Consider the following 25,444-nt stretch of genomic DNA (forward strand, 5'->3'; position numbering starts at 1 on the left):
CCCCGCCGTGGAAACGGTGCGACTGATCCGCGTCGGGAGCCGCCGTGCGGATCATCGATCCCGCAGCGTCCTGACCAATTGCGGATCAGAAGGGCGAGTTGGGGTAATAGTGCTCCTTGGCGTTCTCCGGCGTCACCAGGACGGAATCGATGACGAAGCGGCCGGCCATCGGCGCGTTGGTGACGAAATGATTCGCCGTCAGCCGGATGGCCGTCGCGATCATAGAGGGCGGATAGGTGACGTCCGCCGGCACCATGGCGTCGCCGTTCTGGACCTTCTCGATCATCTGCTTCATGCCGGCGCCGCCGAGCACCCACATCTCGCTCTCGCGGCCGGCCTGTTTGATCGCCTCGATGACGCCGAGCGCCATGTCGTCGTCGGAGGCCCAGACGGCATCGATCTTCGGGTATTTCGACAGGAAGTCCTGCATCACCTCGAAGGCCTTGTCGCGGTTCCAGTCGCCGTGCTCCATGCCGAGGATCTCGATCTTGGAGCCCTCGACCGCCTTCTGGAAGGCCTCCACCCGCTCGTTGTCGATGGTGGTCGGGATGCCGCGCAGGACGACGATCTTGCCGCCGCCCGGCAGCTTCTCCTTGAAGTACTCGCCGGACACCCGGCCGAAGGCGGTGTTGTCGCCGGCGACGTAGAGATCCTGGATGCCCGGCTGCGACAGGCCGCGATCGACGACCGTGACGAACTTGCCGGCATCGGCGACGCGCTTGACCGGACCCGTCAGCGGGTCGGATTCGAACGGCAGGATGACCAGCGCGTCGATGTTGCGCGTCGCCATCATGTCCTCGACGTCCGAGACCTGCTTGCCGGGATCGCCGGCCGTGGCGAGCACGAAGGACAGGTTCGGATATTGCTTCTTCAGGCTGTCGATCGCCTCCTGAGCGTGGAAGTTCACGCCGCCCGTCCAGCCGTGCGTCGCCGAAGGAATCGACACGCCGATCGTCGCCTTTGCGTCCGCGTCCTGCGCGGCCGCAGTGCCCGGTATCGCAAGCGCGGCCGCGACCAGCGCTCCGGCCGCCAGTGTCATCAGTTTCTTCATGCTTGTTCCTCCCGGTTGATGGCGCCTGTCACGCGCCTTTTCGGCCGCGTTGCAGAACGACGGCCAGAATGATGATGACGCCCTGGATCGCCCCGTTGAGATAGGGGCTGACGAGGTCCGTCAGATTGAGGATGTTGTCGATCAGGCTGAGGATCACAACGCCGATCACGGTGCCCCAGACGCGGCCGAAGCCGCCTTTCAGCACGGTGCCGCCGATGATCACCGCGGCGATGGCCTCGAGCTCCCAAAGGAGGCCCGTCGTCGAGGAGGCCGAGCCGAGGCGCGGCACGTACATGATGGTGGCGACGCCGACCAGCATGCCCTGCAGCATGTAGGTGGCGAGCCGGACCCGGTCGACATGGATGGCAGAATAGCGCGCCACCTGCTCGTTGGAGCCGATCGCCGCGCAGTGCCGGCCATAGGCGGTGCGTCGCATGACGATCTCGCCGGCGATCGCGACGAGGGCGAAGACGATGATCGGCCAGGCGACGCCGGCGATCCCGCCGTAATAGACCGGCCGGTAGACCTCGCGCAGGTTGAAGTCGAGCGACAGCGTGCCGCCATTGGCGAGCCACACCACCAGCGAGCGGAAGATGCCGAGCGTGCCGAGAGTGACGATGAACGCCTCGATCCGCCCCTTGGTGATCAGGACGCCGTTGAGGCAGCCCGCGGCAAGCCCCATCGCGAGGCAGGCGGCCATGCCGACGAGGATCGTCGCCCAGCCGCCGCCCAGGTTCGGGATCAGGGCGTTGAGGACGATGATCGTCACGCCGGCGAGAAAGGCGGACATCGAGCCGACGGACAGGTCCAGTCCGCCGATGGTGATGACGAAGGTCGCCCCCACCGCGATGATGCCGATGAAGGCGGAGCGGGCGAGAACATTGGTGACGTTGCCGGACGACAGGAACTGGTCGTTCAGCGAGATGCCGAGAATGACGAGCGCCACCAGCGCCACCAAGGGCCCGAGCACGTGCAGATCAACGGCGAACCGTCGCCGAGTCGGCTGACCCTTCGCCTCAACCGCCATGGACCGCCCCTTCCCTCGCCGATACGCCCGTCGTCTCCAGTCCCATCGCCCGGCGCACGATCGCCTCCTCGGTGATTTCGCGCCCCTCGATCTCGCCGGCCAGGCGGCCCGAGCGCATGACGATGACGCGGTGGCAGAGGCCGATCACCTCCGACATCTCCGAGGAAATGACGATGACCGCCCGCCCCTCGCGCGCGAGCTCCTGGATGAAGGCGTAGATCTGCTGCTTGGTGCCGATGTCGATGCCGCGCGTCGGCTCGTCGAGGATGACGATCTCCGGCTCGACCAGCATAGTCTTGGCGAGCAGCAGCTTCTGCTGGTTGCCGCCCGACAAATTTCCGACCTTCATCGTTTTCGATCCGGCGCGGATGTCGAACCGCCGGATCGCGGCGTCGAGCGCTGCCTCCTCCGCCGCCTCGTCGACGAAGATGCCGGAAAAGCGGTCGAGGCCGAGCAGCGTCAGGTTCTCGCGCATGCCGTAGTCGAGCAGCAGCCCGCGCCCCTTGCGGTCCTCGGTGAGATAGGCCAGGCCGTGCCGGGTCGCCTCGGCGGCGTCCCGGATGCGGACCGCGGACCCGTTCCGGCTGATCGTGCCGCTGGCCGGGCGCAGGCCCATGATGCCTTCCATCAGTTCGGTGCGGCCGGCGCCGACGAGGCCGGCAAAGCCGAGGATCTCGCCGCGCTTCAGCTCGAAGCTCGCGGTCTCCACATGGCCCGGCACCTCGAAGTCGCGCACCGACAGGACGACCTCGTTCGCGGCCTCCGGCGATTTCTTCGGAAAGAGATCGCTCAGCTCTCGCCCGACCATCAGCTCCGCCATGCGGTCCGGCGACATGTCCGCCGTCTTGCCATTGGCGACGAAGGCGCCGTCGCGCAGCACCGTGACCTCGTCGGCGATCCGGGCGATCTCGTCCAGCTTGTGCGAGGTGTAGAGGATCGCGACGCCGGCCGCCTTCAGCCGGTCGATCTGGGTAAACAGCACCTCGGCCTCGCGGCTCGTGAGAACCGCCGTCGGCTCGTCCATGATCAGGACGCGGGCGTTGCGCACGAGCGCCTTGGCGATCTCGACCATCTGCTTCTGCGAGACCGATAGCTTCGACACGGGCAGCCGCGTGTCGACCGGCGTCGCGAGCTCTTCGAGCAGCTCTTCGGCCTTCGCCCGCATCGCCTTGCGGTCGAGGAACAGGCCGCGCTTCATCTCGCGGCCGAGAAAGATGTTCTCCTCCGCCGACAGCTGTTCGGCGAGATTGAACTCCTGATGGATCAGGACCACGCCGGCCTTCTCCGCCGCCTCACTGTCGGCGAATTGCACCGGCTCGCCGTTCAGGAGGATCTCGCCCGACGACACCGGCTGGTAGCCCGCAAGGCACTTCATCAGCGTCGACTTGCCGGCACCATTCTCGCCGATCAGCGCATGCACCTCGCCGGGGCGGAGAGCGAAGCCGATGCCGTGCAGCACCTCGACGGGGCCGAAGGATTTCGACGCGCGGCGGGCTTCGAGGATCGGTTCGGGGTGGGCGGTCATGCCGCCCCTTTTCGAGAGGACAATCGCAGAGAGAGCGCTGCGCCTCTTCCACGCGCCTTCGTCATTCTCGGGCCCCGTCCCGAGAGTCCAGAAATCGTCGAGCGCCGTGCGCCTGAATTGCGCCCGCTGCAAACCGCCGGAGCCCCGGCAGTTGCCCCCGGATTCTCGGGACGGGGCCCGAGAATGACGAGGCTTTGATGGTCGCGGCTTGTCGCGGAGGCCGGTGACCGGCGAACTCGGCCGCCTGTGGCACCTCGCCGGGTCAAAGCGCCACCCAAGCGCCATCCTCCCTCGACGACTTCACGCAGGCTTCGATGAAGGCGAGGCCGTCGATGCCGTCCTCGATCGTCGGCAGGCAGAGGCCCTCCGGCGGCGCGCGGCCTTCGTCCGCCGCCCGGATCAGCTCGGCGGCTTCCGCATAGATCGTCGCGAAGCCCTCGAGATAGCCCTCGGGATGGCCGGCCGGGATGCGGCTGACGGCTGTGGCGGCGGGTCCGGCGCCGGCGCCGTTGCGCGTCAAAAGCCGCTTCGGCTCCCCGAGCGGCGTGAACCACAGCCGGTTCGGCTCCTCCTGGCACCATTCGAGGCCGCCCTTGTCGCCATAGATCCGGAGCGTCAAGCCGTTCTCGTTGCCGACCGCCACCTGGCTCGCCCACAGCATGCCCTTCGCCCCGCCCGCAAAACGCAGGAGCATCGAGGCGTTGTCGTCGAGCTTGCGGCCGGAGACAAAGCTCGAAAGATCCGCCGAGAGCCTTTCCACCTTCAAGCCGGTGACGAAGCAGGCGAGATTGTGCGCATGGGTGCCGATATCGCCGATCGCCCCGCCCGCGCCGGCCTTTGCCGGATCGACCCGCCAGCCGGCCTGCTTGGAGCCGGCATCCTCGGCCCTTTCGGCAAGCCAGTCCTGCGCATATTCGGCCACTACCACACGGATCTTGCCGAGGTCGCCGGCCGCCACCATCGCCCGCGCCTGCCGGATCATCGGATAGCCGGTATAGTTGTGGGTGAGGACGAAGACCTTGCCGGACGACCTTGCGATTCCGGCGAGGTCCCGCGACTCGGCCAGGGTCGTCGTCATCGGCTTGTCGCAGATGACGTGGAAGCCGGCCTCGAGAAAGGTCTTGGCCACCGGGAAGTGCATGTGGTTCGGCGTGACGATCGCCACCGCCTCAATGCCGTCCTCCCGCCCCTTCTCGGCGCTCGCCATCTCCTCATAGGAGCCATAGCTACGGGCCGGGTCGAGCCCGATCGCGGCGGCGGACCGCTTCGCCTTCTCCGGCGTCGAGGAGAGCGCCCCGGCGACGAGCTCGAACCTGTCGTCGAGGCGGCTTGCCATGCGATGCACGGCGCCGATGAAGGCGCCCTCGCCGCCGCCGACCATGCCGAGGCGGATGCGGCCGGAATGGGTGTCGTCGCGTCCTTCGATAGCCATCGTGTCCTCCCTCAGCCCGAAATGCCGAGCATGCGCTTGTTCGCCGCCTCGTCCGTCCCGCCCGACGCGAAATCGTCGAACGCCTTCTCGGTCACGGTGATGATGTGACCGGCGATGAAGGGCGCACCCTCGGCGGCGCCCTGTTCGGCGTCCTTGATGGCGCACTCCCATTCGAGGACGGCCCAGGAATCGTAGTCGTATTCCGCGAGCTTGGAGAAGATCGCGGCGAAGTCCACCTGGCCGTCGCCGAGCGAGCGGAACCGGCCCGCCCGCTTCAGCCAGGGCTGGTAGCCGGAATAGACGCCCTGCCGTCCCGTCGGGTTGAACTCCGCGTCCTTGACGTGAAAGGCGCAGATCCGCTCGTGATAGATGTCGATGAATTCGACATAGTCGAGCATCTGAAGTGCGAAATGCGACGGGTCGTAGTTGATCTGGCAGCGCGGATGGTTCCCGCAGGCTTCCAGGAACATCTCGAAGGTCGCGCCGTCGAAGACGTCCTCGCCCGGATGGATCTCGTAGCCGACGTCGCAGCCCGCTTCGTCGAAGGCATCGAGGATCGGCACCCAGCGTTTCGCCAGTTCCTCGAAGGCGGTGTCGATCAGCCCGCCCGGTCGCTGCGGCCAAGGGTAGAGGAACGGCCAGGCGAGCGCGCCGGGAAAGGTGACATGGCTCTTGAAGCCGAAATGCGCCGAAGCCTTCGCCGCCATCTTCAGCTGCTCGACGGCCCATTCCTGCCGGGCCTTCGGGTTGCCGCGCACCTCCGGCGCCGCAAACCCGTCGAAGGCCTCGTCGAAGGCCGGATGCACGGCGACGAGCTGGCCCTGCAGATGCGTCGACAGATCGGTAATTTCGACACCGGCCTCGCGGCAGATGCCCGTCACCTCGTCGCAATAGGTCTTCGATTCGGCGGCTTGTTTCAGGTCGAACAGGCGCGCGTCCCAGCTCGGGATCTGCACGCCCTTATAGCCGTGGCCGGCCGCCCATTCGGCGATCGATCTGAGGTCGTTGAACGGCGCGTCGTCGCCTGCGAACTGGGCGAGGAAGATCCCCGGCCCCTTCATCGTCTTCATGTCCATCCTCCCGGTCCGGCGCCCGTCTCCTCCCGGACGCCGGACAGTCCTCTTGCCGGGACTGCCCTTGCCGGAAGATTGGCATAGGCGCTCAATGAATTGAAGCGGTGCGCCCACCGCTTTTCGGTTGCATCCGCGACCGTTCAGGCCGCGGCCCAGAGGAGACCGCGGCGCAGGATCTCCTTCATCTGAGGCACGGCGAATTCCGAAACGACATGGCCGAGCGATGAATAGAAGACCCGGCCCTTGCCGTAGCGCTTCTTCCAGACGACCGGCATCACCACGCCGTCGATCCATTCGGCATGGTCGCCGGCAAACGTCGTCGTCGCCAGCACCTCGTTCGACGGATCAACATGCATGAAATACTGCTCGGACCGATAGGGGAAGCTGTCGATCCCCCGCATGATCGGATCGTCGGGCCTCGTCACGTCGACGCGGTAGTCGATGATGTTGCCGGGATGAGCGACCCATTGGCCGCCGACCATGAACTGGTATTCCGGCTGATCGCGGAAGCTATCGGCCATGCCGCCGTGATAGCCGCCGAGCCCGACGCCGCCCTTGACCGCCTCGACGAGGTTCGACAATTCCTCCTTCTCGATCTTCGACATGGTGACGATCGGTACGATCAGGCTGAGCTCGCGGATCGAGGGGTCGGCAAAGGCTTCCGTCGTGTTCTCGGTGAAGACCTTGAAACCTTCCGCCTCCAGCATCTGGCCGACGATTTCCGCGCCTTCCTTGGGTTCGTGGCCGCTCCAGCCGCCCCAGACGATGAGCGCTTCCTTCATGACGGTGTTCTCCAGGATAAGTTGACGTGGGGTTCAGGCGAGCCGGTCGAGGCCGGCGCTCTGGGCGAGCGGCTGCGGGCGCTCCGGCCGCGTCGTGATGTCGATGGTGCGGCGGGTTTCGGCCGCCTTGCCGATTGCCTCCATTACTTCGAGGACATGCAGCGCGAGATCGCCGCTTGCCCGGTGCGGTCGGTCCTGGCGGATCGCCGCAGCCATGTCGGCAAGTCCGATCGAGCGGTAGTTGCCGTCGGCATAGGGTCGCGCGACCGGGACGTCCGTCCACTCGCCGCCCTTCTTCAGAAACTTCACCTCGCCGCCGAAATGATTGGGGTCCGGCACGATCAGGCTGCCCTCGGTGCCGTAGATCTCCAGCGGCAGATGCTTGTGGGCCGCGACGTCGAAGCTCATGGTGATCGAGGCGACGGCGCCGGAATGGAACTCCAGCATGCCGACGACGTGGGTCGGCACTTCCACGTCGATCGTCTGCCCCTTCTTCGGCTCGCTGGTGATGGTGCGGGCCCTGCGCGGCTGCGGCGCCATGGCGGCGACCCGGGCGACCGGGCCGAGGATGTTGACGAGATCGGTGATGTAGTAAGGTCCCATGTCGAGCATCGGGCCGCCGCCGCGCTGATAGTAGAAGTCGGGGTTGGGATGCCAGCGCTCGTGCCCGGGGCACATGAAGAAGGCGGTGCCGCCGACCGGTGACCCGAGATTCCCCTCGTCGACGAATTCCCGCGCCGCCTGATGGGCGCCGCCGAGGAAGGTATCGGGCGCCGAGCCGAGTCGAAGCCTGCGCTTGCCCGCTTCCTCGACGAGGCGCGTCGCATCGGCGAAGTCGATGCCGAGCGGCTTTTCCGAATAGGCGTGCTTGCCGGCCTTCAGGATCTCGAGCCCGACCTTCACATGCGCGCCGGGGATGGTCAGATTGAGGACGATCTCGATCTCGGGGTCCGCTAAAAGCGCCGCGACGGAGACGGCAGGAATGCCGAACTCCTCCGACCGCTTCTGCGCCGCCGCCTGGTCGCGGTCGGCGAGCGCCTTGATGGCGAGAACGGGAAAGGACTTCGCGGCCTTCAGATAGGCGGCACTGATATTGCCGCAGCCGATGATGCCGATACCGACGGGTTGCATGGATCTTCCTCCCAATTGATGCGGCGCGCTCCTCCCGAGGCGCCCTCAGCCGGTCTGGACCGGCCCGGTGGTGTTCCAGGGCGAGCCGTAGAGCTCGCGAAGCGCGATCGCCGCCGCCCCTTGCGCCCACAGCGCATCGGAGAAGGGCTCGACGACGATCTGGGTGACTTCGGCCAGGGGTTCGGCGACCGCCTCCTCGAAGCCGCAGCCGATCGCCTTGACGAAGGGATCGCCGAGCGAGAGCAGCGAGCCGACGAGGACGATCTTCGGCGGCGCGAAGAGCGAGACGATGTTGGCGACGGAGATGCCGACGAAGCGTCCTGCCCGCTCGACCAGATCGTGCACGGCCCCGTCGCCCTTGCCGAGATGGTCGACGGCGTGGCGCAGGCCCCGCCCGACGTAAGCCGCGTCGGCGATCGCCGGATCGGATTCCAACCCGGTGACGATCGCCTGTTCCGAGGCGAGATCGACGAGGCGCAGGAGCTTGCCGCTCGGCGTCGTGCCGATCACCATGCGGCCGATGTCGAGGCTGAGGCCGCGCGCGCCGCGAAAGAGCTCCCCGCCATGCAGGACGCCGAGGCCGATTGCCTGTTCCAGCGAAACGACGACGAAGTCGGCGAGGTCGCGGCAATTGCCGAACCATTGCTGGGCGAGCGTCGCGGCATTGACGTCGCTCTCGACGATGACGCGGACGCCGAGCCGGCGCCCGACCTCCTCCCCGAACGCGATGTCGCGGGTACTGAAGATCGGGCTGATCCGAACCATGCCAGTGCCGTATTCGACGATGCCGGGCATGGTCGTGCAGACACTGTCGATCGCCTTCATCGTCAGACCGGCATCGACCACCGCGCGGCGGATGATGTCCTCGACGATGTCGGCGACGACCGAGACCGGCTGGCGCTTGACGCGCAAGGGGAGCTCCAGGCTCGCCAGGACGTCGCCGCGAAAGTCGGTCACCGCGACGGTGATCTGGTGAAGCCCGATCTTGACCCCGACGACGCGGGCGGCCTCGGCATTCAGCTGCAGCATGACGCGCGGCCGGCCCCTCGTCGGCTCGTGGATGCCGCCGACCGGCCGGGTCTCGATGATGCCGTCCTCGATCATCGAGCCGGTGATCGCCGAGACGGTGGTGGAAGAGAGCGCGCCGCGATTGCAGATTTCCACGCGGGAGATCGGCCCATGGCGGCGGATGATGTTGAGGATATGGAAGCGGTTGATCTCCCGCATCAGTTCCGGATCGCCCGTCTTCATATCCGCTCGCACGCCATTTAATTCCGAGCCCGGAAATAAGCGCGTCCGAAAACCCGCTGTCAATGCACGTTTTGGCCGGCTTCGCTAAAAAATGATGCGGAGTGCTTGACAGTCTGCCGGGAAAGGCATCGTATTAAATCCGCCAAGCGCGAAAAATCGCCGGCAAAGGGAGGAACCGATGTCTCAACCACTCCGAGCGCGCCTGGCGCGCGGCGCAGCCGTCTGCTGCTTCCTGCTCGCGGCGCCGTTCGCCGCAGTCGAGGCGCAGGCCGAAACCACCGTTCGCCTGATGCATGTCGAGGTGAACCCGAATTATGTCGACGTCTGGCGCAAGCTCGCCGACGCCTACGAGGCGAAGCATCCGGACGTGAAGATCGACCTCGAATTCCTCGAGAACGAGGCGTTCAAGGCGAAGCTGCCGACGCTCCTGCAGTCGGGCGACGCGCCCGACCTCTTCTATTCCTGGACCGGCGGCGTCCTGAAGGCCCAGTACAAGGCCGGCGCCGTGCAGGACCTCACCGAGAAGATGCAGGCCGATGGCGGCGCCTGGGAGAAGACCTACCTCCCCGCCGCCATGCGCGGCGTCACGATCGACGGCAAAGCCCTCTGCGTGCCGCTGAAGATGAGCCTGATCGGCTTCTTCTACGACAAGCCGATGTTCGAGAAGGCCGGCGTCGACGCCTCGAAGATCAACACCTGGGCCGATTTCATCGACGCGGTGAAGAAGCTTAAGGCGGCCGGCATCACGCCGATCGCCGGCGGCGGCGGCGACAAATGGCCGCTGCACTTCTACTGGTCCTATCTCGCGCTGCGGCTCGGCGGCGAAGAGGCATTCAAGCAGGCAAAGGCCGGCGAAGACGGCGGCTTTACCGCGAAACCCTTCGTCCAGGCATTTGAGAAGCTGCAGGAACTCGGCAAGATCGAGCCCTTCCAGCCCGGCTATCTCGGCACACGCTGGCAGGACACGCTCGCCCTCTTCGGCGACAAGCGCGCGGCCATGCTGCTCACCTTCGACGACAGTGCCAACCGGCAGGCGGCAGCAGCCGCCGACGGCAAGGGCATTTCGCGCGAGGATCTCGGCACTTTCGCTTTCCCGGTCGTGGAAGGGGGGGCGGGCGATCCCTCCAGCACGTTCGGCGGGGTGAACTGCTGGGCGGTCTCGCGGGGCGCCTCCCCCGAGGCGATCGATTTCGTGAAGTATTTCACCAGCGAGGAGGCCGAGCAGAAGATGGCGGAGGCGGGCATGTTGATCCCCGCCGCCAAGGGCGCCGATGCCGGGCTGAAGGACCCGATCGTCAAGGGCTTCTCCGACACGCTCGGCAAGTCCCACTTCCACCAGCTGTTCCTCGACCAGGATCTCGGCCCCTCGGTCGGCCGCGTCGTCAACGACGTCACCGTCGAAGTGGTCTCCGGCGCGATGGAGCCGGAAGAAGCGGCGCAAGAGATCCAGGACGCCTTCGAACTCGACCAGTAGCCGGCATCGCTCCGGCCGCGGGGAACCGCCCGGCGGCCGGAGCGAACTTACGGGAGAACCACCGATGGCAAACGCCACAGGCCTGGTCTCGCAGGAGAGCCCGCTCGTCGAGACCCCGCGCCGGCCGAGCTGGAAGCGCGGCTACAGCGCCCGCGAGCGCAATCTCGGCCGCACCTGGCCGGTGCTCGTCCTGTTCCTGCCGCCGGCAATCCTCCTCTTTACCATCTTCGTCATCCTGCCGATCGGCGAGGCCGGCTGGTATTCGCTGTTCGACTGGAGCGGCTATGGCCGGCCGGAGGATTATGTCGGCCTGCGCAACTTCGAGATCCTGCTGGGGAACGGCGCCTTCCGTACCGCGCTGACCAATAACGGCCTGATCATCCTCGTCTCGATCGTCCTGCAGCTGCCGCTGGCGCTGTGGCTGGCGACGCTCGTCTCCAACCGGATTCCCGGCGCGACGGCCTTCCGGCTGATCTTCTTCCTGCCCTATGTCCTCGCCGACGTCGCGGCCGGTCTCATCTGGCGCTTCATCTACGACGGCGACTACGGCCTCGTCGCCTCGATCGCCAGCCTGCTCAACGTCGCCACCCCTTACGTCCTCGCCGACCGCCACATCGCCATCTACGCCGTCCTCGCGGTCGTGGTCTGGAAGTATTTCGGCTTCCACATGATGCTGTTCATCGCCGGGCTGCAGTCGATCGACAAGTCGCTCTACGAGGCCGCCGATCTCGACGGCGCCACCCCATGGCAGAAGTTCACCAACGTCACCCTGCCGCTGCTGGCCCCGACCATCCGCCTGTCGGTATTCTTCGCGGTGATCGGCTCGCTGCAGTTGTTCGACATGATCATGCCGCTCACCGGCGGCGGGCCGTCGAACTCGACCCAGACCATGGTCACCTTCCTCTACACCTACGGGATCACGCGCATGAAGGTCGGTTTCGGCAGCGCCATCGGCGTCGTCCTGTTCCTGATCTGCGTCGTCCTCGCTTTCGGCTACAGACGGATCTTCATGAAGAATGACTGACCTCGCCGCCACCGCACCCGCCGCCAGTCCGAGCTATGCCGAGAGCCGCCGGCGTCCGAGCTTCGTCGCCCGGCTCTACATCTACGGCAGCCTGTTCGTCGTCGCCGCGATCGTCCTCGTCCCGCTTCTCACCACCGCGCTCGGCGGCTTCAAGACGCTGGGCGATCTCCGGGTCAACCCGTTCGGCCTGCCGAGCGAGTGGCAATGGTCGAACTACACCGAGATCCTCTTCAGCATGCGGTACTGGCAGATGCTGATGAACTCCTTCATCATCGCCGGGCTCACCACGATCCTGACACTGGCGGTCGCCGCAATGGCGGCGTTCTCGCTCGCCCATGTGCGCTTCTTCGGCTCGGGCTTCCTGATGAACTATTTCCTGCTCGGGCTGATGTTCCCGATCGCCACGGCCATCCTGCCGCTGTTCATCCGGATCCGCGACCTCGGCCTCCTCGACAGCTATATGGGCGTCGTCCTGCCGCAGGTCGCCTTCGGCCTCGGCATGGCGATCCTGTTGTTCCGGAATTTCTTCCGGAACGTGCCGAAAGAGCTGTTCGACGCCGCGCTGGTCGACGGCTCCGGTTATATCCGCTTCTTCTGGTACATCACCCTGCCCTTGTCGCGGCCGATCCTCGCCACGGTCGCCATCGTCGCCTTCGTCAATTCCTGGAACAACTACATCATGCCGCTGATCATGCTGAACAGCCGGGAGAAATATCCCTGGCCGCTCGGCATCATGGTCTATCAGGGCGAGTACTCGACCGACTGGCAGCTCGTCCTCGCCTTCATCACCCTGACGATCCTGCCGACCATCATCGTCTTCTTCGCGGCCCAGAAGCACATCGTCGCCGGGCTGACCGCCGGCGCGGTCAAGGGCTGACGCCAAAACGCTTCAGGCCGGCCGCCGCGCCGGCTGTCCCCACCAAGACAAGGAACCGCATGCCATGGCGACGATCGCGCTGGAAGAGGTCCGCAAGTCCTTCGGCCATCATCCGGTCCTGCACGGCGTGTCGATCGACATCGAGGACGGCGAGTTCGTCATCCTGGTCGGCCCGTCCGGCTGCGGCAAGTCGACGCTTCTCAGGATGATCGCCGGACTGGAGGAGATCACCGGCGGCGACATCAGGATCGGCGAGCGGGTGGTGAACAACCTCGCGCCCAAGGACCGCGACATCGCCATGGTGTTCCAGAACTATGCGCTCTATCCGCATATGACGGTCGCCGAGAACATGGCCTTCTCGCTGAAGCTCGCCGGCGCGTCGAAGGCGGAAAAGCAGGCTGCGGTCGACCGGGCGGCGGAGATCCTCGACCTGACGCCGCTGCTGGGTCGCCTGCCCAAGGAGCTGTCCGGCGGCCAGCGCCAGCGCGTCGCCATGGGCCGGGCGATCGTGCGCGACCCGAAGGTGTTCCTGTTCGACGAGCCGCTCTCCAATCTCGACGCCAAGCTGCGCGTCCAGATGCGCGGCGAGATCAAGTCGCTGCACCAGCGGCTGAAGACCACCATGGTCTACGTCACCCACGACCAGATCGAGGCGATGACCATGGCCGACCGGATCGTCGTCATGAATGGCGGCCGGGTGGAACAGATCGGCCGGCCGCTGGACCTTTATGAGAAGCCCGCCAACATCTTCGTCGCCGGCTTCATCGGCTCGCCCTCGATGAACCTGATCGCGGGCGAGATCACCGCCGGCGACGGCGCGCCGGCCTTCCGCTCGGCAAAGGGCCTGGCGCTTCCCCTGCCCGCACGCGTCAAGGCCTCGCCAGGACAGGCCGTCGTCTACGGCGTCCGGCCGGAGCATGTCGAGCCGGCCGCTCCCGGCGGCGAGACGGACGCGGTCGGCGAGATCGCCCTGGTGGAGCCGACCGGCGCCGAGACGCAGGTCCTTGCGACCCTCGGCCCCGAGCAGCTGCTCGGCGCATTCCGCGACTGGTCGATCCGCAAACCCGGCGAACCCGTCGCCCTCCGGCTGCAGCGCCAGAAGATCCACCTCTTCGACGCCGCGACCGGCCAGCGCCTGCCCGAGCGGTAGGACAACCGAGAAAGAAGTGACGTTCGCCGCCGTCGCATCTGAGAGTCATAGTGTCAAACTCTCTATGCAGCTACAGAGACGTCGTTCGATATCTGGCCGCCGTTTATTCATCTTTCAACGTAACTTGGAGATCACATCCTGATATGCCTTCTCGAACCGGAAGCAGTTCGAGGATAGGTATTGGCAGTGGGATGAAACCAGCATTATCCCAGACGCGAGCATTGGGTGCGGCTTAAGGGCGTCCACGGCTAATCGGCCAACCGTGGCACTGATCACAATGACTAGCGCAGCGACGAACGGAATCTCCACAACGAGAACGAAAAGAAGCCGAGGCCGATGGCGACGAGGCTGAGAAGCTGCGGCCAGATGACGTCGAGCCCTGCGCCTCGGAACATGATCGACTGCGACAGCGCGACGAAATGCGTGTCGGGCGCGAGCGATAGGAGGATGCGCAGGCCCGCAGGCATGTTCTCGACCGGCGTCAGTCCGCCGGCGAGGATCTGGAGCGGAAACAGCACGAGCATCAGCAGCAGCCCGAACTGCGGCATGGAGCCGGCGATGGTGGCGAGGAAGATGCCGAGCGAGGTCGTCGCAAAGAGCTGGAGCGCCATGCCGAGCATCAGGAGCCAAAGCGAGCCCGCCACAGGAATGGCCAGCCATGTCTGCACCACGACGGTAATGGAGAAAAACGCCGCGCCCATCACCACCACCGCCATCGGCCAGATCTTGCCGAGCATGATTTCCGCAGGCGTCACTGGCATGACGAGAAGGTGTTCGATCGTACCGCGCTCGCGCTCCCGGATAAGCGCCGCGCCGGCCAGGATGACGGAGAGCAGCGCGACATTGTTGACGACCTCCATCATCGCGCTGAACCAATTGGGATTGAGCTCGGGGTTGAAGCGGGCGCGTAGCACCAGATCAACGGGGACGGATGCGGCGACGCGGTAACGCTGGAGGAATTCAGAGATCTCGCCCGATACGATCGCCTGCACGTAGCCGGCGCCGGTGAAAGCCTGCGTCATCCGCGTGGCGTCGACGTTGAGCTGCATGGCCGGTTCGCTGCCGGCCAAAAGATCGCGCTGGAAGTTGGGCGGGATGACGAGCGCAAAGGTGTCGATGCCCTCGTCCATGCGCCGGTTCATCTCCGAAAGGGTAATCGCTTGCGGCGGGCCGAAATGGGGCTGGTAGAACGCCGAGGCGATGCGCGCCGACAGTGGCGAGGCGTCCTCGTCCACGATGGAGATCGGCGCCCTGTTGAGTGTGAAGGGCATCGAGACCGCCGCCGCATAGATCTGGATCGTGAACACCGCGCCGATCAGCGCCAGCAGTGCGGGCGTGCGAAGAAGGTTCCAAAGCTCCTTGATGCCCAGACGCCAGATGGTCGATATCCGCATGGGTCAGCGCGCCTGCTTCCGGAGGAAGAACACGCTCAAGGCGAGCAGGACCGGTCCGGCCGCGAGCAGCGACAGGAGCGAGGCGGCGAGATCGCCGAAGCCAAGCGCCTTGGAGAAGGCGCCGCGCGAAACGGTCACGAAATGGCTCGCCGGGTTGATCGCCCCGATCAGCGCGGCCTCGCCCTCCATGGAGGCAATGGGATCGATCATGCCGGAATACTGCACGGCCAGCGTCATGGTGACGACGGTGGTCAGGAAGATCGCGGCGATCTGGCTGTTCATGAAGCTGGAGATAAACAGCCCGAGCCCGGTTGCCGCTATGGCGTAGAGGAGGCCCCCTAGCGCATAGGCAAGGACGCTGCCGGTGAATGGGACGCGCTGCACGAGGATGGCGAAGGTGGTCATCATCGCGAGGTTCACCATCGCGAGGCCTACATAGGGAATCTGCTTGCCGAGCAGAAACTCCAGCCGGGTGACGGGTGTGACGTAGAGATTGACGATAGAGCCGAGGTCCTTTTCCCGCACGATCGAGAGCGTCGCCAGCATGGTAGGGATGAACAGTAGCACCAAGCCGATGACGGCCGGCACCATGGCGATGAGGCTCTCGATGTTGGGGTTGTAGCGGAATCGCGTCTCGAGCTGGAAATCGGCTGCCAGTGCCCGATCTCCATGAACTTCCCTTGCCTGCCGCATCAACCAGTGAGCGTGCAGCCCGTCGACATAGCCCTGAGCGGTCTCGGCGCGCGAGGGCATGGAGCCGTCGAGCCATCCGCCGATTTCCACGTCGCGGCCAGCCGCCACCTCGCGGGCGAAGCCAGGCGGTATCTCGATGGCGAGGCTGAGTTCGCCGCTGCGCATTCGCCGGTCCATATCGGCATGGTCGAGGATCGGAGGGCGTTCGATGAAATAGCGCGAGCCCGAGATGTCGAGCGTATAATCGCGGCTGAGCGTTGTCTGGTCGTGGTCGAGAACCGCGAAGGGCAGGTCTTCGACATCCATGCTGATGCCGTAGCCGAGGACGAACAGCAGCACCAAGCTGCCGATGAAGGCGAAGGAGGCGCGGATCGGGTCGCGGCGCAGTTCCAGCGCCTCGCGCCGAGCATAGCTCATGATGCGCCGCGGATCGAGCCAGCGCCTCTGCGCAGGCAGATGCCCGGGCCCGATCGCATGGACGATATCAGAGGCGACGTCCGCTTCCGGCTTGGTGACCTCGCCGCCCTCTTCCTCGATCGCCTCCTCCAGATAGGAGACGAAGGCTTCTTCGAGATCGGCGCTGCCGCGCTTCTCGACGATGGCGGTCGGCGTGTCTGACACCAGCACCTTGCCGGCATGCATCAGCGAGATGCGGTCGCAGCGCTCCGCCTCGTTCATGAAGTGGGTGGAGATGAAGATGGTCACGCCGTCCTTGCGCGATAGATCGGCGAAGCTCTGCCACAGCGCATCGCGCGCGATGGGATCGACGCCGGATGTCGGCTCATCGAGAATCAGGATTTCGGGGGCATGGATCATGGCGACGGCCAGCGACAGGCGCTGGGTAACGCCGAGCGGCAAGGCGTCGGGCAGCGCGCCCAGCACCTCGGTCAGATCGAAGCGCTTCACCATCTCCTCGATGCGGCCCGGTATGTCGTTGGCCGGCATCTGGAAGAGGCGGGCGTGCAGGTCGAGGTTCTGCCGAACGGTCAACTCGGAATAGAGCGAGAAGGACTGCGACATGTAGCCGACGCGCCGGCGCGTATCGAGATCGTGCGGATCGACCTCGTGCCCGAACAGCTTCGCGGTGCCCTCGCTGGCCGGCAGGAGGCCGGTCAGCATTTTCATGGTCGTCGTCTTGCCGCAGCCGTTCGATCCGAGGAAGCCGAAGATCTCACCGCGAGGGATGCGAAAGCTGACATTGTCCACCGCAGTGAAGGTGCCGAAGCGGATGGTCAGCCCATCGGCCTCGATCGCCGGTTCTTCGTCCCCATCCTCGGGCCGGGGCGGAATATGCGCCTTCCGATGGTGGCTGCGTCTTTCCTCGGGTAGCAGGGCGATGAAAGCTTCATCGAGCGAGGCAGTCCCGGTCTTTTCCTGAAGCTCGGCCGGCGTGCCCGTCGCGAGCACGCGTCCGCCGTCCATGGCGACGAGCCAGTCGAACTCGGCCGCCTCATCCATATAGGCAGTTGCGACGATCACCCCCATGCCGGGCCGGTTCGCCCTTATGCCGTTGATCAGTTCCCAGAACTGCCGCCGGGCCAGCGGGTCGACGCCGGTTGTCGGTTCATCGAGGATGAGGAGGTCTGGGTCGTGAATCAGCGCGCAGCACAGGCCGACCTTCTGCTTCATGCCGCCGGAGAGTTTGCCGGCCGGGCGATCCGGAAAGGGATCGAGACCGGTGGCGGCCAGAAGCTCATGGATGCGGCGCTCGCGTTCCTTGCGGGCATGGCCGAAGAGACGGCCGAAGAAATCCACATTCTCGAACACGGAAAGTGTCGGATAGAGGTTCTTGCCGAGCCCTTGGGGCATATAGGCGATGCGGGGCCCGATCGCGCTGCGATCACGTGCCTTTCGCATGTCGGCGCCCAGCGCTTCGACCTCGCCGGCCTGGACCTTGCGCGCCCCGGCGATCAGCGAGAGGAGCGTCGATTTGCCGACGCCGTCGGGCCCGATCAGGCCCAGCATCTTGCCAGCCGGGAAGTCGACCGAGACGTCGTCGAGCGCACGGGTCTTCTTAAAGGCATGACTGACGGAGCGCACCCGCGCCGCGAGAGTTGGACCCTCGCTGGAATGGGCCGACCCGCTCATTCGAGCAGCCCGGTACGTAGGCTTTCTGGCCATTCCGCCGCCGGGTCGATCTTGACATAGGCGACGCCCGGCAGCCCCGGTTTGACATAGTCGGCATGCCTTTCAAGAAGCTCCGGCGCAACGCGCACCCGGACCCGGAACATCAGACCCTGCCGCTCCTCGGTCGTCTCGACAGTGCGCGGCGTGAACTGCGCGACATCGGAGAGGAACGAGACCTCCGCCGGGATGACCACGCCCGGGGCGGTGTCGAGCACGATGCGCGCCCCCGAGCCGATGGCGAGGCGTCCGGCCTCCACCGTCGGCAGGAAGACGGTCATGTAGACATCACGGAGGTCGATCAGGTTGAGCACCCGGCCGCCGCCGGCGACCACCTCGCCTGGTTGGGCCACGAGATACTGCACCCGACCATCCCGTGGCGAGCGCAACGCGCTGTCGTCGATCTCGGCCTGGATGCGCTCTATGGCCGCCTCGGCCGCCTCGACAGCCGCTTCGGCATCCACGATTCCCGCCCGCGCGGTGGAAATGCCGGCGGCGGCGGCGGCGGCCCCTGCGCGTGCCGCATCGAGCGCTGCCCGCGCGCCCTCGACGCGGGCGCGGTCATCGTCCACGGTCTGCTGGGGAACGGTGTTGCGCTCGACGAGATGTTGCGAACGGTTGAGCCGGCCCTCGGCAGAGCCGAGTTCTACTTCGCGCTGCGCGACGACGGCAAGGGCAGCCGAATGTTCGGCCTCCGCCTGTAAGACGCCGCTCTCCGCCACGTCTCTGCCGATTCGGCCGCGCTGCAACTGCGCACGCGCCTCCCGCAACTGCGCGTCGAGCTGCTGGGTATCCATATGGGCGAGAACCTGGCCAGCCGACACCGTCTCGCCCTCATGCGCAAGGATATCCCTGATCCGGCCGCCGGTGCGAGCCGATATGTCGATGGCGACCGCCTCGACGCGGCCATTGCCCCGGGCGATGCCGGTTGGCAATTCCTCCTCCGCCAAGCGCTGGGTCAGATACCAGCCGGCGGCGACCGCAGCCGACATGAGCGCCAGCCAGAACCAGGGATTACTGAAGAGCCGTTTCAGTCGTCCAAGCATACGCGTCGCTCTCGGTGGGCTGACGGTCGACCCGGTATGGGCCGGGCCATCATTGGCTGGATTCCCGCTCAAACTGGTGGATATTCTCGGTGATCGTTCGGGAGTTGTCTTGCATATCATGAATTTTGAATCAATACGATACTGTATCATATTTGTAAGGTGACACTGCATGGGATGTCGACGCGAATGGAGTCCGTTCTTCCCGCACCGGACTGGATTGCGCTGTTGCCGCCCAGGACCCCGAACGAGGAGGACGGCCGTGCAGAACGAAAATAGGAGTCGGCCCGTCGGCAGGCCCAGGGATCAGCGGACCGATGAAGCGGTACTGGACGCTGCTCTGGAATTGTTGATCGCTGTCGGAGTCGAAGAGGCGAGTATCGAGAAGATCGCAAGGCGCGCGGGTACGACGCGAGCGGCCGTCTATCGTCGCTACAAAAACAAGGAGGACCTGTTCGTCCACGCGGTTGTGCACATGCGCGAGCGAACCGAAGCCGCGCTCGGTCCATGGGAGACGATGAGTTTACGCGAGATTTGGCAGTTGTACCGGAAAACGGAGACGATAGAGGCTCTGTTTGGCTACACCCAAATCCTGGCGCGGCTGATTGGTTCGATCTGCGATCATCCGGACATCATGGCCGCTTACAACGCAAGCGATCTCGAGCCGAGACGCGTCCTGTTCGGCAAGATAATCGAACGCGCGAAAGCCGATGGCACCCTGCGCTCGGACGCAGATACGGAGATCATCATCGATATGTTCGTTGGCGCTATTGTTGCTCGTCTTCTCTTACGCGGCCGTCCCGCGCACATCGAGGAGATGCGCGACTACATCGATCGGCTTTTCAGACAGATCTTCGCCGAGCCGTAACGACGGCTGTTCGACATGGCGATATTCTTGCTCCGACCGCAGTCCGGCGCATCGGCGAACAACAACCAAATTCGTGGTGGGAAGGGTCCGGTAGGGCAAGCAATGTGTTTCGGCATGCAAAATTTTGGGGTCTGACGCACTCCCGATGACGATCAAGCAGCGCCGAGGAGGCGCGCTTCGAGGAGATCGAGCTTGGCCCGGCCGTACATCTGCCGTTTCACGAGCTTGAGCTTGTTGACCTGGCCTTCCGTCTGGCCGTTCGACCATGGCTCAGAGATTGCGCCGCGAACTGCGGATGCGTCCCTCCGGATGCCGCAAGCGAACGACGCGAGCAGGGTCGCCTCGGTGTCGTGGATCCAGGGCGGGAGATCTCCTTCTGCGCGGCTGCGGATCATTGCGTGGAAGCGGTCGATCAGCGCTCTCGCCTCGGCCAAGGCGGGCACGCCGGCTTCGATCGCGGCAACCACGACCGTCTCCGCCTTCGTCAGATGATCTCGCTTCAGCGTCATCAGACGGATGATGGTCCTCGCGGACGGGATCCTGCGAAGCTCGGACGCCGAGATCTGTTCTGACCGTCTGCGTCGCGTCGCCCATTCACCGACGACGCGGAGCGAACCCCTGTAGCCTTGGGCGCGGACGCGACGCCAGAGCTCGGCACCGTTCCGGCAGCCTGCGTCCCACTGGGCGTCGAGATAGGGAAGGTGCGGGTCGAGTGACCCCTGTCGCGTCCGGAATACATCGGTGCGCTCGCCGCGGACAATCTGACGAACCAGCTTGCGGCTCCGACCTGTTCGCCGAACGATCTCCTTGATCGCGAGGCCATCGGCCGCAAGGCTCGCGACGACCCAATTCATCTCCTCCCGCCGCAGATAGCCTTCGTACTGGATCCGCTCCGCGGAAGTCAGGAGCTTCGGGTCGATAGTCGTCGCTCCGAGCGCGGCGCGGATCGGCTTCATCGACTTCCTCACCGCGTCGAGAAAGGCCGCGCTGGCGTTCTCCATCAGGTGCCATCGGTCCGCGACCTGAACGACTTCCGGCAACGCGAGCGCCGCTGCCTCACCATAGCCGCCACCCCGATCGCGAGAGACGATCCGGATATCCCGGTGATCGGCGAGCCATGCCGCAACGGTGGCGATCTCCCGGTCCGGCAGAAGCTTGACGATCTGGCGCCGCTCAAGGTCGCAGATGATAGAGCCGTAACGATGGTTCCGGCGGAACGCGAAGTCGTCGATGCCGACGGCGATCAGAGGATCGTTGCGCTGTCGCGCCCGGCGCCGGACGACACGGAGCAGCGTGTCGTTGCTGACCGGCATCATCAAGCGCTCGGCGAAGCTGGCCGCCGGTCGACCACCGAGCGCCAGCCCGAGATGATGGACGATGCACTCCATCCGGCCGGTGCGCCGCGCCCGCTCCGGAACAGCCTCACCGAAGCGCTCGGCGAAGATCTTGCGCCGGCAGGTGACAACGTCGCACCGAAACCGGCGCGTGATCAACCGCAACCGAACTGGCCTTCCCGCCGACGGAAGGTCCGCCACACGCCCAACGTACCGACTATGTACCCGGCGTGCAGGCGATGCGCAGGAGGGACATGCCGCCTGCTTCTTTCGAGCGGATGCGGTCACGACAAGGATGTCGTCACAGGCCTCGAACTGCTCGACCGTAAGCCCGGCCGGAATGAGCGAAGACAGCGAAATGACAGTGGGCATTGCGGCGACCTCCTTCAGAAATCGCCAGTCCGCTCCTCAACTGCATCAGTTGTGAGTCAGACCCCCATTTGGACGCCGATGAGGGGTCCCGTTCCAAAGCCGTTTGACACAGTCCGCGCTAGTTGCGGTTAAGACCGCGGACCAATATCCGCTTCTTGGCGTAGCGGGCATCCTCCGAACCTGTCCGAACACCGTTTCGCCCGGCAACCGGATTCCGCTTGCAGCCACCCGCTAGCGCTCTCGCACATCGTCAACCCGCCGATTTTTAACCGTTAGCCACTGTTCCTACGACTGGAGAAGCAGTGGGCTTGCTGGTCCCGGTCATGGTCCCCATCGTGCCAATATTTGCTTGGAATACGGGCCATGTCGGGTACGAAAATTCTTTGAGGTCAGATCCTCATCGTCTTCACGATAGTCTTCTCCACAATGTGGGCGGCGACACAGTGGACGGCGTGGCGTCTCGGATTTCAGCCGCAGCTCGGCGCACCCTGGTTCGAGATATCGGGCTGGCCGATCCACTATCCGCCCGCCTTCTTCTGGTGGTGGTATTTCTACGACGCCTTTGCGCCGCCGATCTTCATCGAGGGCGCGATTATCGCAGCCTCCGGTGGGTTCATCGCTATCGCGGTCGCGATCCTCATGTCCGTCTGGCGTGCGCGCGAAGCGCAGAATGTCGACGCTTATGGGTCGGCACGCTGGGCAAAGCCGGATGAAATCAAGGCCGCTGGTCTGCTCGGACCCGACGGCGTCGTGCTCGGCAAATTCCAGGGCCGTTACCTGCGCCATCAGGGACCGGAGCACGTCTTGTGTTTCGCGCCCAGGCGCTCGGGATGGGGCGTCGGCCTCGTCATCCCCTCGCTTCTGACCTGGCCGGGCTCCGCCATCGTTCATGATATCAAGGGAGAAAACTGGCAGCTCACGGCAGGCTTTCGCGCCCGACACGGCCGCGTGCTGCTGTTCGACCCAACCAACCGAACTCGTCGGCCTACAATCCGCTGCTCAAAGTGCGTCGCGGCGAATGGGAGGTGCGAGACGTCCAGAACATTGCAGACATTCTGGTCGATCCCGAAGGCTCGCTCGAAAAGCGCAATCACCGGGAGAAGACCAGCCACGCGCTTCTGGTCGGCGCCATCCTCCATGTCCTCTATGCCGAGATGGACAAGACGCTGGCAGGCGTCGCCGCTTTCCTTTCCGACCCGAGGCGCCCAATTGAGACGACGCTTTCCGCGATGATGAACACCGCGCATCTGGGTGAGAACGGCCCACATCCGGTCATCGCAAGCGCGGCCCGCGAGTCGCTAGCGTTGACGGAAGAAGCCATCACGTCAAGCTCGCCGACCTCAATGCTGCAGGCGACAGCGCACCGGGCTCGATCGTCGAGCTGCGCGCCTATGACGATTCTCGCGGGAACCGCCGAGTCGCGCTCGCGGTGCGCCCCGATCTCGACATCGAACGGCAGGTGACCGCGTCCGGCGCGACCTGGCTCGACCGGCAGAATATCGCGCGCGAGCCCGCTGCACTCTCCGAAGGCGGTTTCGGCGCGGAAGTGCGCGGTGCGCTCGACAGGCGGGCGGAGCATTTGATCGGAGAAGGCCTCGCCGAGCGGCAAGGTCGGCGCATCGTCTTCAGCCGCAATCTCATCGACACGCTATGCCGGCGCGAACTCGAGGAAGTCGGCGAGAAGCTGGCGGCTCAGACCGGGCAACCGTTCCAGCGCGCGGCCAGCGGCGAACTTGTCGCGGGCGCCTATCGTCAGCGCCCGTCGCTCGCCTCGGGCCGCTTCGCGATGATCGACGACGGTCTCGGTTTCCAACTCGTACCGTGGACACCGTCGATGGAGAAACATCTCGGCCGCCACGTCTCGGGCGTTACGCGCGGCGATGGCGGTGTCGACTGGAGCTTCGGGCGTGAGAGGGGGCTGGGGCGGTGAGAACCGGTCAGCGTGGGTGAACAAACGGCTGCTTTGAGCCCATCTCGACCGATGCTGCACGCTGAACCGATGTCTGATTCGAGGCGTGGTGCGAGGGCACGGTCTGTCTTTAGTCTCCGGAGTTGTTCAGGATGAAAGGATGTCCGTGGCCCTGTGATCGGAATCCACGCCTTCGATCAGAAACACGTCGCCTTCCGCGTTTTTCGTCCGTAGCGGCTGTATGTCCTGATAGGCCGAGGATGCATACCATGCCCGGGCCCGCGCCAGGTCCGGAAAGGCGATCACGATCAGGTCGCCGGCGAAGGCTCCTTCGAGCATGTGTTTCTGCCCGCCATGAATGATAAACTGTCCCTCGAACGGCGCCAGCGTGGAGTCGATGGCTTCGAGATAGGCGACGATTTCTTTGCCCATCTCGACATTGCGCAGATGGCCGACGGCATAGCAGGTCATGAAGCTCTCCTTTCCCGGAATCAGGCGACGGCGGCAGAATGGTGCCGCCCACCCCATTCGAGGCCCGCGAACAGGGCGACGATGATGGCCTGCATCAGAAGAAAGAGCCATCCCAGACCGTTGGGCGCTATCAGCCCGGTGACTGGCAGGATCACGCTGCCCAGAACCCAGAGCACGTTGCCTGCGACGATCACCTGGACGGCCCAGGAGGGGACGGTCGCGGTTCGGGTGAAAATTGCCATGAAGACCGCAATCGGCGGCAGCAGCAGGCCCGCAAAGAACAGGAAAGATCCGGGGATTGCCGTTAGCCCCGCGATCGGTCCGGATGCGAAGACCAACAGCATGCCCATCGCCGCGCAGGTCGCGGCATCGAGGGCGAGGATGGTCTGCAAGGAAAGTCGACGTCCGTGGTTGGTCATGGTTTTCTCCATCTACGGGTGGCCACCCATCCTGGGTAGCGAAATGATGGAGTGATCATCGTGCAGCGATGGTCTTGTGGCGATTACCTTGGAGGTAATGGTCGCGCTGCGTCGTGCCGGTTACGATGGCCGGATGAAAGCGCATGCGGACAGTTTCGGGTTCCTGCTGAGACAGTGGCGTCAGCGCCGCCGCCTCAGCCAGCTCGCGCTTGCGCTCGACGCGGGCATCTCCCAAAGGCATCTCAGCTTCCTGGAATCCGGGCGGTCGCATCCAAGCCGCGACATGGTCCTGCAACTGAGCCGCCAGCTTGACGTACCGCTGCGTGATCGCAACGTTATGCTTCATTCTGCAGGTTACGCGCCGTTCTTCCCGCAGCGCCCCTTGGATGCCCCCGATCTCTCCATTGCGCGGGAGATCATCGACCGAATCCTGCGAGGGCACCTTCCCCATCCGGCACTGGCGGTGGATCGCCACTGGACATTGCTGTCCGCGAACGCCGCCGTGCACCACCTGCTGGCCGGCGTCGCGCCACACCTTCTGGACGGGGACGTGAATGTTCTGCGCTTGAGCCTCCACCCTGAAGGCTTGGCTTCGCGCATCCTCAATCTGGCGGAATGGCGCCATCACGTCCTGACCCGCCTCGGCCGTGAAATCGAGCGCTCGGCCGATCCGGTGCTTGCGGCGCTACGGAACGAGTTGGAGGCGTTCCCGGTTCCGGTTCCGGTCGCGGCCCGGTCGGATCTTGCCGTACCCGGACACTCTCAGGCGATCGCGGTGCCCCTCCGGCTCAAAAGCAATGCCGAGCCACTGTCTTTCCTAGCCACAACAACTGTTTTCGGCACGGCGGTCGATGTCACGTTGTCCGAAGTTACGATCGAGGCTTTCTTCCCGACGGATAAGGAAACGGCGAATATGATGGCGGTGCTTGACGATGGGACATGAATTCTGACACCAGGACGTGTCTGCATTCATTTTAGCCAGATCATGGCACATGCGAGATGAACGAAGCCCATGAAGGC

The 25,444-nt window shown here is 65.0% G+C and carries 20 protein-coding genes and 2 pseudogenes; 8 read left to right on the plus strand and 14 right to left on the minus strand.

The window, feature by feature from the left end; genetic code table 11:
• Window positions 1–85 precede the first annotated feature (85 nt).
• From LH400_RS03290 to LH400_RS03325, 8 genes are all read right to left on the minus strand, one after another.
• Window positions 86–1,051 carry an ABC transporter substrate-binding protein gene (locus LH400_RS03290; RefSeq protein WP_229151205.1) on the minus strand — a complete coding sequence of 322 codons (966 nt, stop codon included), beginning with the start codon at window positions 1,049–1,051 and terminating at the stop codon, window positions 86–88.
• Between the two features lie 28 nt (window positions 1,052–1,079).
• Window positions 1,080–2,078 (minus strand): ABC transporter permease, encoded by a 999-nt coding sequence (locus tag LH400_RS03295; RefSeq protein WP_229151206.1) that lies wholly within the window; start codon window positions 2,076–2,078, stop codon window positions 1,080–1,082.
• Window positions 2,068–3,603, minus strand: coding sequence for a sugar ABC transporter ATP-binding protein (locus LH400_RS03300; RefSeq protein ID WP_229151207.1), 1,536 nt, complete (start codon window positions 3,601–3,603; stop codon window positions 2,068–2,070). Before LH400_RS03300 ends, LH400_RS03295 begins: the two co-directional genes overlap by 11 nt.
• Before the next feature lie 262 nt (window positions 3,604–3,865).
• Window positions 3,866–5,035 carry a Gfo/Idh/MocA family oxidoreductase gene (locus LH400_RS03305; RefSeq protein WP_229151208.1) on the minus strand — a complete coding sequence of 390 codons (1,170 nt, stop codon included), beginning with the start codon at window positions 5,033–5,035 and terminating at the stop codon, window positions 3,866–3,868.
• Window positions 5,036–5,046: 11 nt separating this feature from the next.
• A complete protein-coding gene (locus tag LH400_RS03310; protein WP_229151209.1) occupies window positions 5,047–6,105 on the minus strand; it encodes a sugar phosphate isomerase/epimerase family protein in 1,059 nt (352 codons plus the stop codon).
• A gap of 143 nt (window positions 6,106–6,248) precedes the next feature.
• Entirely contained in the window at window positions 6,249–6,890 is a 642-nt protein-coding gene (locus tag LH400_RS03315) for a ThuA domain-containing protein (RefSeq protein WP_229151210.1), read from the minus strand.
• 33 nt (window positions 6,891–6,923) lie between these two features.
• Window positions 6,924–8,021 carry a Gfo/Idh/MocA family protein gene (locus LH400_RS03320; protein WP_229151211.1) on the minus strand — a complete coding sequence of 366 codons (1,098 nt, stop codon included), beginning with the start codon at window positions 8,019–8,021 and terminating at the stop codon, window positions 6,924–6,926.
• A gap of 45 nt (window positions 8,022–8,066) precedes the next feature.
• Window positions 8,067–9,272 carry an ROK family transcriptional regulator gene (locus tag LH400_RS03325; protein ID WP_229151212.1) on the minus strand — a complete coding sequence of 402 codons (1,206 nt, stop codon included), beginning with the start codon at window positions 9,270–9,272 and terminating at the stop codon, window positions 8,067–8,069.
• Between the two features lie 178 nt (window positions 9,273–9,450).
• Here LH400_RS03325 and LH400_RS03330 point away from each other — a divergent pair, with 178 nt between their 5' ends.
• The 4 genes from LH400_RS03330 to LH400_RS03345 all read left to right on the plus strand — a co-directional run bounded on the left by LH400_RS03330 (window position 9,451) and on the right by LH400_RS03345 (window position 13,797).
• Window positions 9,451–10,746, plus strand: coding sequence for an extracellular solute-binding protein (locus LH400_RS03330; RefSeq protein ID WP_229151213.1), 1,296 nt, complete (start codon window positions 9,451–9,453; stop codon window positions 10,744–10,746).
• A gap of 64 nt (window positions 10,747–10,810) precedes the next feature.
• Complete coding sequence (locus LH400_RS03335; protein ID WP_370638317.1) at window positions 10,811–11,770, plus strand: carbohydrate ABC transporter permease; 960 nt, start codon at window positions 10,811–10,813, stop codon at window positions 11,768–11,770.
• Window positions 11,763–12,647, plus strand: a complete 885-nt coding sequence (locus LH400_RS03340; protein WP_229151214.1) for a carbohydrate ABC transporter permease — start codon at window positions 11,763–11,765, stop codon at window positions 12,645–12,647. Before LH400_RS03335 ends, LH400_RS03340 begins: the two co-directional genes overlap by 8 nt.
• Before the next feature lie 64 nt (window positions 12,648–12,711).
• Window positions 12,712–13,797 (plus strand): ABC transporter ATP-binding protein, encoded by a 1,086-nt coding sequence (locus LH400_RS03345; RefSeq protein WP_229151215.1) that lies wholly within the window; start codon window positions 12,712–12,714, stop codon window positions 13,795–13,797.
• A 281-nt stretch (window positions 13,798–14,078) separates the two neighbouring features.
• On the opposite strand, the gene LH400_RS03350 is transcribed toward LH400_RS03345, so the two are convergent.
• The 3 genes from LH400_RS03350 to LH400_RS03360 are packed head-to-tail and all read right to left on the minus strand — an operon-like array spanning window position 14,079 to window position 19,000.
• The gene (locus LH400_RS03350; RefSeq protein WP_229151216.1) at window positions 14,079–15,191 is read right to left on the minus strand and encodes an ABC transporter permease; all 1,113 of its coding nucleotides are present in this window, start codon (window positions 15,189–15,191) and stop codon (window positions 14,079–14,081) included.
• A 3-nt stretch (window positions 15,192–15,194) separates the two neighbouring features.
• Window positions 15,195–17,972 (minus strand): ribosome-associated ATPase/putative transporter RbbA, encoded by a 2,778-nt coding sequence (rbbA, locus tag LH400_RS03355; RefSeq protein ID WP_229151217.1) that lies wholly within the window; start codon window positions 17,970–17,972, stop codon window positions 15,195–15,197.
• Entirely contained in the window at window positions 17,969–19,000 is a 1,032-nt protein-coding gene (locus LH400_RS03360; RefSeq protein ID WP_229151218.1) for an HlyD family secretion protein, read from the minus strand. Before LH400_RS03360 ends, rbbA begins: the two co-directional genes overlap by 4 nt.
• A 313-nt stretch (window positions 19,001–19,313) precedes the next feature.
• On the opposite strand from LH400_RS03360, the gene LH400_RS03365 reads away from it, so the two are divergent.
• Window positions 19,314–19,919 carry a TetR/AcrR family transcriptional regulator gene (locus LH400_RS03365; protein ID WP_229151219.1) on the plus strand — a complete coding sequence of 202 codons (606 nt, stop codon included), beginning with the start codon at window positions 19,314–19,316 and terminating at the stop codon, window positions 19,917–19,919.
• Window positions 19,920–20,071: 152 nt separating this feature from the next.
• Here the strand turns inward: LH400_RS03365 and LH400_RS03370 are convergent, their stop codons facing one another.
• Window positions 20,072–21,625, minus strand: a complete 1,554-nt coding sequence (locus tag LH400_RS03370; RefSeq protein ID WP_229151220.1) for an ISL3 family transposase — start codon at window positions 21,623–21,625, stop codon at window positions 20,072–20,074.
• Window positions 21,626–22,018: 393 nt separating this feature from the next.
• On the opposite strand from LH400_RS03370, the pseudogene LH400_RS03375 reads away from it, so the two are divergent.
• A pseudogene (locus LH400_RS03375) lies at window positions 22,019–22,971 on the plus strand (type IV secretory system conjugative DNA transfer family protein); the annotation flags it as partial.
• Window positions 22,920–23,555 (plus strand): annotated as a pseudogene (locus LH400_RS03380) (DUF3363 domain-containing protein); the annotation flags it as partial. The pseudogenes LH400_RS03375 and LH400_RS03380, both read left to right, overlap by 52 nt.
• Before the next feature lie 126 nt (window positions 23,556–23,681).
• On the opposite strand, the gene LH400_RS03385 reads toward LH400_RS03380, so the two are convergent.
• Both LH400_RS03385 and LH400_RS03390 read right to left on the minus strand, forming a co-directional pair.
• Window positions 23,682–24,005, minus strand: coding sequence for a DUF1330 domain-containing protein (locus LH400_RS03385; RefSeq protein WP_229151221.1), 324 nt, complete (start codon window positions 24,003–24,005; stop codon window positions 23,682–23,684).
• A gap of 20 nt (window positions 24,006–24,025) precedes the next feature.
• A complete protein-coding gene (locus tag LH400_RS03390) occupies window positions 24,026–24,424 on the minus strand; it encodes a hypothetical protein (RefSeq protein WP_229151222.1) in 399 nt (132 codons plus the stop codon).
• 133 nt (window positions 24,425–24,557) lie between these two features.
• Between LH400_RS03390 and LH400_RS03395 the strand changes: the two genes are divergently transcribed.
• Window positions 24,558–25,367: an MmyB family transcriptional regulator gene (locus LH400_RS03395; RefSeq protein WP_229151255.1), complete on the plus strand. Its 810-nt coding sequence runs from the start codon at window positions 24,558–24,560 to the stop codon at window positions 25,365–25,367.
• The last annotated feature ends 77 nt before the right edge of the window (window positions 25,368–25,444 follow it).

Source organism: Jiella soli (assembly GCF_020615385.1).
In the GTDB taxonomy this organism is placed as follows: domain Bacteria; phylum Pseudomonadota; class Alphaproteobacteria; order Rhizobiales; family Rhizobiaceae; genus VKMB-3413.

What these genes read in the sequence shown, in the direction of transcription:
- LH400_RS03395 (WP_229151255.1), top strand. Translation starts at nt 24,558, where the DNA reads ATGAAAGCGCATGCGGACAGTTTCGGGTTCCTGCTGAGACAGTGGCGT.
- LH400_RS03350 (WP_229151216.1), bottom strand. Translation starts at nt 15,191, where the DNA reads ATGCGGATATCGACCATCTGGCGTCTGGGCATCAAGGAGCTTTGGAAC.
- LH400_RS03295 (WP_229151206.1), bottom strand. Translation starts at nt 2,078, where the DNA reads ATGGCGGTTGAGGCGAAGGGTCAGCCGACTCGGCGACGGTTCGCCGTT.
- LH400_RS03300 (WP_229151207.1), bottom strand. Translation starts at nt 3,603, where the DNA reads ATGACCGCCCACCCCGAACCGATCCTCGAAGCCCGCCGCGCGTCGAAA.
- LH400_RS03390 (WP_229151222.1), bottom strand. Translation starts at nt 24,424, where the DNA reads ATGACCAACCACGGACGTCGACTTTCCTTGCAGACCATCCTCGCCCTC.
- LH400_RS03310 (WP_229151209.1), bottom strand. Translation starts at nt 6,105, where the DNA reads ATGAAGACGATGAAGGGGCCGGGGATCTTCCTCGCCCAGTTCGCAGGC.
- LH400_RS03360 (WP_229151218.1), bottom strand. Translation starts at nt 19,000, where the DNA reads ATGTCGGCTGCGGTCGCCGCCGGCTGGTATCTGACCCAGCGCTTGGCG.
- LH400_RS03325 (WP_229151212.1), bottom strand. Translation starts at nt 9,272, where the DNA reads ATGAAGACGGGCGATCCGGAACTGATGCGGGAGATCAACCGCTTCCAT.
- LH400_RS03320 (WP_229151211.1), bottom strand. Translation starts at nt 8,021, where the DNA reads ATGCAACCCGTCGGTATCGGCATCATCGGCTGCGGCAATATCAGTGCC.
- LH400_RS03335 (WP_370638317.1), top strand. Translation starts at nt 10,811, where the DNA reads ATGGCAAACGCCACAGGCCTGGTCTCGCAGGAGAGCCCGCTCGTCGAG.
- LH400_RS03340 (WP_229151214.1), top strand. Translation starts at nt 11,763, where the DNA reads ATGACTGACCTCGCCGCCACCGCACCCGCCGCCAGTCCGAGCTATGCC.
- LH400_RS03290 (WP_229151205.1), bottom strand. Translation starts at nt 1,051, where the DNA reads ATGAAGAAACTGATGACACTGGCGGCCGGAGCGCTGGTCGCGGCCGCG.
- rbbA (WP_229151217.1), bottom strand. Translation starts at nt 17,972, where the DNA reads ATGAGCGGGTCGGCCCATTCCAGCGAGGGTCCAACTCTCGCGGCGCGG.
- LH400_RS03315 (WP_229151210.1), bottom strand. Translation starts at nt 6,890, where the DNA reads ATGAAGGAAGCGCTCATCGTCTGGGGCGGCTGGAGCGGCCACGAACCC.
- LH400_RS03345 (WP_229151215.1), top strand. Translation starts at nt 12,712, where the DNA reads ATGGCGACGATCGCGCTGGAAGAGGTCCGCAAGTCCTTCGGCCATCAT.
- LH400_RS03385 (WP_229151221.1), bottom strand. Translation starts at nt 24,005, where the DNA reads ATGACCTGCTATGCCGTCGGCCATCTGCGCAATGTCGAGATGGGCAAA.
- LH400_RS03305 (WP_229151208.1), bottom strand. Translation starts at nt 5,035, where the DNA reads ATGGCTATCGAAGGACGCGACGACACCCATTCCGGCCGCATCCGCCTC.
- LH400_RS03370 (WP_229151220.1), bottom strand. Translation starts at nt 21,625, where the DNA reads ATGCCCACTGTCATTTCGCTGTCTTCGCTCATTCCGGCCGGGCTTACG.
- LH400_RS03330 (WP_229151213.1), top strand. Translation starts at nt 9,451, where the DNA reads ATGTCTCAACCACTCCGAGCGCGCCTGGCGCGCGGCGCAGCCGTCTGC.